The organism is Variovorax sp. 20P10.2.4, assembly GCF_058244205.1.
In genome coordinates, this window is sequence record NZ_JBZAYE010000445.1 from 1 (window position 1) to 6,147 (window position 6,147).

The 6,147-nt window shown below is 69.7% G+C and carries 6 protein-coding genes; 3 read left to right on the forward strand and 3 right to left on the reverse strand.

The window, feature by feature from the left end:
* A partial coding sequence (locus AC27VN_RS29750; RefSeq protein ID WP_490878871.1) for a sigma-70 family RNA polymerase sigma factor occupies positions 1-699 on the reverse strand: 699 nt, incomplete at its 3' end.
* Positions 700-789: 90 nt separating this feature from the next.
* On the opposite strand from AC27VN_RS29750, the gene AC27VN_RS29755 reads away from it, so the two are divergent.
* Positions 790-1,404, forward strand: a complete 615-nt coding sequence (locus AC27VN_RS29755) for an ATP-dependent Clp protease proteolytic subunit (RefSeq protein WP_490878872.1) — start codon at positions 790-792, stop codon at positions 1,402-1,404.
* Here the strand turns inward: AC27VN_RS29755 and AC27VN_RS29760 are convergent.
* On the reverse strand, positions 1,401-3,233 hold the full coding sequence (locus AC27VN_RS29760) for an amidase family protein (protein ID WP_490878873.1): 1,833 nt from the start codon (positions 3,231-3,233) through the stop codon (positions 1,401-1,403). The genes AC27VN_RS29755 and AC27VN_RS29760 overlap by 4 nt on opposite strands.
* 170 nt (positions 3,234-3,403) lie before the next feature.
* On the opposite strand from AC27VN_RS29760, the gene AC27VN_RS29765 reads away from it, so the two are divergent.
* A complete protein-coding gene (locus AC27VN_RS29765; RefSeq protein ID WP_490878874.1) occupies positions 3,404-3,763 on the forward strand; it encodes an ankyrin repeat domain-containing protein in 360 nt (119 codons plus the stop codon).
* A gap of 27 nt (positions 3,764-3,790) precedes the next feature.
* Here AC27VN_RS29765 and AC27VN_RS29770 read toward each other — a convergent pair whose 3' ends face one another.
* Positions 3,791-4,180: a RidA family protein gene (locus AC27VN_RS29770; protein WP_057597741.1), complete on the reverse strand. Its 390-nt coding sequence runs from the start codon at positions 4,178-4,180 to the stop codon at positions 3,791-3,793.
* Positions 4,181-4,383: 203 nt separating this feature from the next.
* Here AC27VN_RS29770 and AC27VN_RS29775 point away from each other — a divergent pair, with 203 nt between their 5' ends.
* Complete coding sequence (locus AC27VN_RS29775) at positions 4,384-5,955, forward strand: ABC transporter substrate-binding protein (protein ID WP_490878875.1); 1,572 nt, start codon at positions 4,384-4,386, stop codon at positions 5,953-5,955.
* The last annotated feature ends 192 nt before the right edge of the window (positions 5,956-6,147 follow it).

A 6,147-nucleotide genomic window follows, 5' to 3' on the forward strand; every position in this document is an offset into this window, starting at 1 on the left:
CTGGGAGATGTGGAGAAGAGACAGGATCTGCACCATTTGGCAGGCCGCGCGCGGCGAGCCCGAGGCCGGCGGCGGCGCGGCATGGGCCGACAGCCCGATCGCCCGTGCCGGCGGCTGGCGCAGCATCGCGAACAGCAGCCGCGTGTCGGCATCGCGCAGCGCCTGCTGGTAGAGCGGGAAGACGGCGTTGCGCCCGGTGCTGTCGGGCGCCTTCTCGCGGGGCTCGCGCAGCCGCAGCAGCGCGCGGTGCATCTGCTGGCGCCAGGCGGCCTCGGTCCGGTCCGTGGCCTCGGCCAGTTCCTTGAAGCTGACTTCGAACACCTCGCGCAGCAGCACCGCGGCGCCATCGGCGGGGCTCAGCCGCTCGGCCAGGAGGCGCAAGGCCTGACCGGTCTCTTCGGCGCGCGCGGCCTCGGTTTCGGCCGATTCCGCCGTCTCCGGCGTGGATCCAGCCTCGTCGAGCCAGCGCCGCATCCAGCCTTCGCGCCGCAGCCGATCGATCGCGAGGTGCTGCATCACCGTCGTGAGCCAGGCCTGCGCGGTGTCGATGCCAGCGTGTTCGCCGGCCTCGAGCGCGCGCAGGTAGGTGTCCTGCACCAGGTCCTCGGCCTGTGCCGTGCCGCCGAGCAGCCGTGCCGCCGCGCGCACCAGTCGGCCGCGCAGGGCCGGGAATTGCGAGAGATAGCGTTCGTCGAGCATCGGCGCAGCTTGCCACGACCGGCGATGTCACGAAAGCGTGGGCTTGTTCGTCAAGACAGTTCGAACCGTCCAACCCGCAGGAGCTTTCCCATGACCGCCATGTTCGCTATGGAATCCGAAGACGACACCCGCCCGGCCGCCACCGCCGAGCCGCGCAATTCCTACCTCGAGGAGAAGGCCTTCCGTTCGCGCACGCTGCTGATCTTCGGCAGCATCACCGACGCCGTGGCCGCCGACGTCACGCGCCGGCTGATCGCGCTCGACGCCGACAGCGCCGACAAGCCCATCGACATCCTCGTGAGCTCGCCCGGCGGGCACCTCGAATCGGGCGATGCGATCCATGACGTGGTGCGCTTCATCGCCGCGCCGGTGCACATGATCGGCACCGGCTGGGTCGGCAGCGCCGCCACCCACCTGTTCCTGGCCGCGCCGCGCGAGCGCCGCGTGTGCCTGCCCAACACCCGCTTCCTGATCCACCAGCCCTCGGGCGGGGCCGGCGGCCAGGCCACCGACATCGCGATCCAGGCGCAGGAGATCGTCAAGGCCCGCCAGCGCATCGCGCACGAGATCGCGCGCGAGACCGGCAAGCCCATCGAGGTGGTGCTGGCCGACATCGAGCGCGATCGCTGGCTGTCGGCCGAGGAGGCGGTCGATTACGGGCTGGTCTCGCGCATCGTGCAGCGCAAGAGCGAGTTGCGCGCTTAGAGCGCCGAGGCGTCGGGCCGCTTGAGCTCCGGCGCCAGCGGGCTCGGCACGCGCGCCGTGGTGCTGGCCTGCCAGCCGTAGGCCAGGCGAAACAGCGTGGGCTCGGCGAAGGCGCGGCCGATCATCTCGAAGGTCACGGGCTCGACCGAGCTCGAGGCATCGGTGGCCTTCACGAAGCCGGCCGGGAAGGCCAGCGCCGGGAAGCCGGAGAAGGGGCTCAGGCGGTTGTTCGAGCCCGAGTTCACGCTGGTGCTGTTGAAGCCCTGCAGCACCGGGTAGACCAGCACGTCGTAGGGCGCGCCCAGGCTCGCGCCGGTGGCGAAGTCGAGGTTGTCGAGCGCGGCCGTCACGCGCGGGATCACGAAGGCGTCGCGCGGCTTCAGGTTGTTCTGGTAGGTCGGGTTGGATTCCTTGTTGGTGCCCGAGGTGATGTACGAGCGGAAGTTGGCCACGCGCGTGGGCTCCAGCGTGGCCATGGCGATCGCCACGTCTTCCGTGGTGCGCGGATGGCCGTCGGCGGTGGAGCTCCAGCTGCCGAGGTACTCGGTGAGGTTGTCGCGGAACTCGTAGGACGAGAGACTGGCGTAGCCGGTCAGGATGGTCGCGCGGTCGGGGATCTGCACGTCCTCGATCGTCGCGCCCGCGGCCTTCATGCGGTCGAGCGCGGCATTGAGCGTGTCGAGGAAGCGCTGGTTGGCCACGGTCGCGGCCGGGAACATCGCGCGCACGACGCCGATGCGCGCACCGCGCAGGCCATCGGCCTTGAGCGTCGCGGTGTAGCTCGCGGGCTGCGCGGTCATCGCCGCATAGACGGCGGCATTCGCCACCAGCGGGGCGTCCCAGGCCTTGGCGGTGCGCTGGCCGCTGCCGGGCGCGGCGTCGTAGCCGGCCATGGCATCGAGCACCAGCGCGCAGTCCTGCACCTGGCGGCACAGCGGGCCGGCCGTGTCTTGGCCATGGGCCAGCGGCACGATGCCGTCCTGGCTCACGAGCCGCAGCGTGGGCCGCAGGCCGTAGAGGCCCTCGACCGCCGAGGGCACGCGCACCGAGCCGCCGGTGTCGGTGCCCAGGCCCAGCATCGCGAGGCTGGCGGCGATCGAGGTGCCGGTGCCCGACGACGAGCCGCCCGCGCTGTTGGCCGGGATGTAGGCGTTGCGCGTCTTGCCGCCGACCGACGAGCTGCCGGTGAAGCCGAACGCGAACTCGTCGAGGTTGGCCTTGCCGATCACGATGCCGCCGGCCTCGCGGATCTTGCGCAGGATGTAGGCGTCGTCGGGCGGCTGGTTGTTGGCCAGCGCCAGCGAGCCGGCCGTGGTCTTCATGTCGTGGGTGTCGATGTTGTCCTTCGCGAGCACCGTCACGCAGTGCATCGGGCCGGCCATCTGGCCGGTCTTGAAGAACTGGCGGTCGAGTTCGTCGGCGCGCGCGAGCGCGGCCGGGTTGACCGCGATCACGCTGTGCAGGCCGGGGCTGTCGGGGTAGGCGTCGGAGGCATCGGCATCGAAGGCCGCGATGCGGTCGAGGTAGCCCTGCACCACGTCGCGGCACGAGACCTGGCCCTTGCGCATCGCCGCATGGAAGCCTTCGACGGTGGCCTCGACCAGCGGGAAGGGCGCGCGATCGGGCTGCAGCACCACGGCATCGCCGGGCGTCTCGGGCGTGGTCGGCGGCGTGCCGGCCACGGGCGTGAACGAGAAGACGCTGTTGTCGCCGCCACCGCCGCAGGCGGCGAGCACGGCGGAGAACATCAGCGTGCAGGCGAAGCGCGTGGCGCGCGAGGACGAGGAGAAGAAGCCAGGAAGCTTGCGGCGCGCGAGCGTGGAGGTCATCGTTGGTGTCGGAGTGGAGTTGAACGCCCGACAACGCAGCATCCATGCCAGCATGCGCGCATGCCTTCGGCCATGGCACGTCGCTTGCTCGAAGCGACAGGTGCCCGCACGATGCTCGTGCGCCGCGCAGGCCCATCACCGACCGCCATCGCAGATTCCGAGGACACGCCATGAACCCGCTCAAGCACCTGCTGATCCACGCCTGCGTGGCGCTGATGGGATGCACCATGGTGCCTTGGGCCGCGGCGCAGGCGGCGGCCGTGCCGAACCTCGTGCAGGCCGCGCGCCTCGGCCAGACGCAGGCCGTGACGGCGCTGCTCGAGAAGGGCGCCGATCCCGATGCGCGCCTGGCCAACGGTCGCACCGCGCTGATGGAGGCCGCGGCGCGCGGCCACTACGAGACCGTGCGCGCGCTGATGATCCATGGCGCCGACAAGCTGCTCAAGGACGGTGCCGGCCACACCGCCTTCGACCTCGCGTTCGAGAAGCAGCATGGCGACATCGTCGCGCTGCTGCGCGACGCTTCCTGATCCGTCGAAGCGCCGATCAGGCGCCGCTCAAGCCTTCGGCTTGTACGCCACCACGTCGATCTCAACCTTCGCATCGACCATCAGCCGCGCCTCGGTGGTCGAGCGCGCGGGCTTGTTCTCGCCAAAGTAGCTCATGTAGATGCGGTTGAAGGCGCCGAAGTCGCGCGCGTCGTCGAGCCAGCAGGTGGTCTTGCAGACGTCGTCGAGCGTGGCGCCGGCCAGCGCGAGCACGGTCTTCAGGTTCTCCATCACCTGGCGCGTCTGCGCCTCGATGCCGCCGGCCACGATCTCGCCCTGCGCATTGGCCGGCACCTGGCCCGACACGTAGATGAAGTCGCCCGCGCGCACGGCCGGCGAGAAGGGACGCACCTGGCGGTCGGAAGCGGTAGGCGGGGCGCCGAGGTATTCGAGAGGCATGGACGAGCTCCTGTCTGAAGAAGGGAAATGAAAGGGGAGGGGGTGAAACGGCCGCCAGTATCGGCCGAAAGTGAAAATCTATTTCAGTGATAACGCTGAATCAAGGGTTTTCACGGATGATTTGGCATAGATACTGCTTCAAAGTGCGGCCCGCAACGAAAGTTTTTTTCACAAACGCGTCTCGCCCCATGAAGGAGAACTCCATGCCCCACGCCGGCTCTTTCCCGCGCCTGCCCATGCTGTCGAAGCGCACCCTTCTGGGTGCCACCCTGCTCGCGGCGCTGTATGCCGTGGCACCGCTGAACGCCCAGGCGCAGGGTCCGCGCAACTTCGCCACGCTGGCGATGGTGGCCGAGCCGCAGACGCTCGATCCGATGGCCTCGACCGCCGACCTGGTCGGAACCATCATGCAGCACGTCTACGAGACGCTCTACACCTTCGATGCCAAGTGGAACGTGGTGCCGATGCTGGCCGAGGGCATGCCGAAGATCTCGGCCGACGGCAGGACCTACGCGATCGCGCTGCGCAAGGGCGTGATGCTGCACAGCGGCCGCGAGCTCACGGCCGACGACGTGGTCGCGAGCCTGCAGCGCTGGATGGACCAGTCGCCGCGCGGCAAGGCCGTGGGCAAGGAGATCGACAGCCTCAAGGCCAAGGGCCCGCTGGCGGTCGAGATCGTGCTCAAGGAACCCTATGCGCCGCTGCTGTCGCAGCTCGCGCTGCCCAGCGGCATGGCCGCGATCATGGCCAAGGAATCGATCGCCTCGCCGCTCAAGGACTTCGTCGGCACCGGCCCCTACAAGTTCAAGGAACGCCGGCCCGACCAGTTCGTGCTGCTCACGCGCTTCGACAAGTACGCGGCGCGCAAGGAGCCCGCGAGCGGCTACGGCGGCAAGCGCGAGGCGGCGATCGAGGAGCTGCGCTTCGTGCCGGTGCCCAACGCCAGCACGCGCGTCGAGGGCGCGCTGGCCGGCCAGTACGACTTCGCCGACCTGCTGCCGGTGGAGGCGCTGCCGCGCCTGGAGAAGTCGGGCGGCAAGACGGTGCCGATCATGACGCCCTCGTTCGGCTTCCCCTACCTGGTGCTCAACACCAAGGAAGGCGTGGCGGCGAGCCAGCCGGTGCGCCAGGCGATCCAGACCGCGCTCGGCGAGGGCGAGATGCTCGCGGCCGGCTTCGGCGACACGCGCTTCTTCGTGGCCGAGGCCAACCACTTCCCGAAGGGCTCGCCCTTCTATTCGACGGCCGGCGCCGACCAGTACAACCAGCGCAACGCCGCCAAGGCCAAGGAGGCCGCGGCCAAGGCCGGCTACAAGGGCGAGCCGATCCGCGTGCTCACGAGCCGCCAGTACGACTTCCACTACAACATGTCGCTGCTGATGGCCGAGCAGCTCAAGCGCGCCGGCTTCAAGGTCGACCTCAACGTGGTCGACTGGGCCACGCTGGTGCAGCGCCGCAACGACGCCAAGCTGTGGGACATCTACGTCACCCACTCGGGCCAGTTCCCCGAGCCCATGCTCTCGCCGCCGCAGCTCGGCGACGGCGCGCCCGGCTGGTGGGACACGCCCGCCAAGAAGGCGGCGCTGCAGGCCTTCAACGTCGAGAGCGACCCGGCCAAGCGCGGCGCGCTGTGGGGCAAGGTGCAGCAGGTGGTCTACGAGGAGGTGCCGTACATCAACGTCGGCAAGTTCAACGGGCTGTCGGCCAGGAGCCCGGCGCTCGACAACTACCAGCCCGCGACCTGGCCCTTCTTCTGGAACGCGAAGATCAAGTAAGGCCGCGAGGACTCCCGTCATGCCATCGCGTCGCCAGCTTCTGCAAGCCACCGCATGGGCCTCCGGTCTCGGAGCCCTGGGCCTCACGGCCTCCACCGTCCAGGCCGCCACGTCGGGGCCCGTGTACGCCTACGTCGGCACCTACAGCGACGGCGGCAAGCCATGGCGCGGCGGGCGCGGCCTGGGCGTGCA